Source organism: Neotamlana nanhaiensis (assembly GCF_000943555.1).
Lineage (GTDB): Bacteria > Bacteroidota > Bacteroidia > Flavobacteriales > Flavobacteriaceae > Neotamlana > Neotamlana nanhaiensis.
This window is the reverse complement of sequence record NZ_JTDV01000026.1, coordinates 1-2,360: the sequence shown is the minus strand read 5'-3', so window position 1 is coordinate 2,360 and position 2,360 is coordinate 1. Positions and strand designations below refer to the sequence as shown.

General features: G+C 39.5%; 1 protein-coding gene. It reads left to right on the top strand.

The features are described from left to right. A partial coding sequence (locus PK35_RS16915; protein WP_044627769.1) for a LamG domain-containing protein occupies positions 1–2,360 on the top strand: 2,360 nt, incomplete at both ends.

The following is a 2,360-nucleotide window of genomic DNA, read 5'->3' as shown; positions in this document are numbered from 1 at the left end:
ATAGATTTTGATGGTATAGACGATTATTTAGATGGCACACCATTTATAACCAACTGGACTAGCGGTACCATAATGAGTTGGATAAAAATAGAGCACGATAATGCGGGTAACCTGCCAAATATGTACAGTATAGCAGGTCAAGAAAGCATGCGATTATACATTACTAACAGTCGTACACCAGCATTTTATGTAATTACCCAATCACAGGTAACATCATCAAGCAATTACCCATCAAGTAATATACAAGTACAACCCGATCCGTTATTAGGCATAAGCTTACAAAACGATATGTGGTATCATGTAGCAGGCGTGTTTAATTCGTCTGACCAAACAGTAAAGCTATACTTAAATGGGGAACTAATAGGTACCACCTCAAGTACTGCTTTAAGTTCAGCGTTAATCACAGAGAATTACGATGGTTCACCACATGTTTATTCCACCCGCGAGTTTACCGTAGGACGTTACCCAACCAATACCAGTACAGCAGGTTTTGGTCATTTTAGAGGTAGTATCGATGAGGTACGTGTATTTAACACAGCACTTACCGACGCGCAAATTCAGCAAATGGTATATCAAGAAATAGAAGATAACGCAGGTGTTATACAAGGCACTGTAATCCCTAAAGATGTAGAAGACCATGGGTTAAGTAGCAAAGTATCGTGGAGTACATTACAGGGCTATTACCCCATGACTAATATACTAAGTGGAACCACCAGCGATTTTTCTAGTGCAGGTAACGATTTAACCTTACATAACATCACCACAGTACAAGAACAAACTGCCCCAATGCCTTACGAAACAACAGCAGCTGGCGCTTGGACAAGCGCTTCCACATGGTTACATGGCGATGTATGGGATATTACCGATGTTGCCAATTTAAAAGCCTGGAGCATCGTACATATAAAAGATGATACTCAGGTTAATGCCTCTCACAGTGGTTTAGGCTTGCTTATCGATTCAGGTAATACCTTAACCGTACAAGGCGACAACGCCGTAACCAATAGTTGGTATGTAGCCTTAAACGGTACATTAAATTTAGAAGGCGATTCGCAATTAGTACAAGGTATGCGAAGCGATTTAGTAACATCGGCTACGGGCAATGTACTACGACGACAAGAAGGAACAGCCAATGCATATAGGTATAATTATTGGAGTTCGCCAGTAGGCGCATTAGGCACCACAACATTAAGCGATAACAATAGCACAATAAATAACACCAATAATACACCTTTTACCTTAAACATGTTAGAAGACCAAAGTGGCAGTAATTGGACATTTATCTCGGGATATACGGGTAATAACAGCATCAGTACGTATTGGTTATTCACCTATAAAAACGGATTAAAGTATTGGGATTGGGCTCAAATAGGGCCGTCATCAAATATAGCCTCAGGAGTAGGATATACACAAAAAGGAACGGGCGTATCTGGAGTCACACAACAATACATATTTAATGGAAAGCCTAATAATGGTACAGTAAAATTAAATGTTACCGATAGAGGTGGCTCAGGTTCGGTACCCGATGTATCCAAAACCGAATATTTGGTAGGAAATCCTTATGCTTCAGCCATCGATATTCATCAATTTATAGACGATAATCAAGGTGTAATAGATGGAGCTATAAATGTATGGCAACAGTGGGCAGGAAATACCCATGTTTTAAACGAGTACCAAGGCGGTTATGCGCAAGTAAACAAATTGGGAAGCATACGTGCTTATCAATTTGTTGGGAAATCGGGAGCCAATAATGGTTCGCAAGATGGTACCATAGTACCAACAAGGTACATGCCGGTAGGCCAAGGCTTTATGGTAGAAGTTGTAGCCAATGGCGCCGTAGAGTTTAATAATGGTCAGCGTGTGTTTGTAAAAGAATCGGATGCCAATGGTAGTGAAGATACAGGCTCTGTATTTTCAAAAAGTTCAGGGAAGAAAACAGAAAAGCAAGAGTTGGGCAGTATGCAAAAGTTACGCTTAGCCTTAACGTCAGTATCAGGCCCAAAAACCAACAGAGAATTGTTATTAGGTTTTAGCGATTACACAAGCGATGGTTTCGATTATGGTTATGATGCCAAGTGTACAGATAACAACAACAACGATTTATTGTTAGATTTAGAAGGAGAAAACATGAGTATACAAGCTTATGGAGCCATTACAAAAGATAAGATAGTGCCTTTAAACTTTAAATCGTCTAGTAATAATAGTTTTAAAATCAGCATCAGCGAAAAAATAAATATACCCGAAGATCAGGCGATATATATCCGCGACAGCGAAACGGATATGTATTTCGATTTAACCCAAGGGGAGGCATATAGTTTTAGCAGTACTCAAGGAAAGTTTAACAAACGATTTGCTATTGTTTT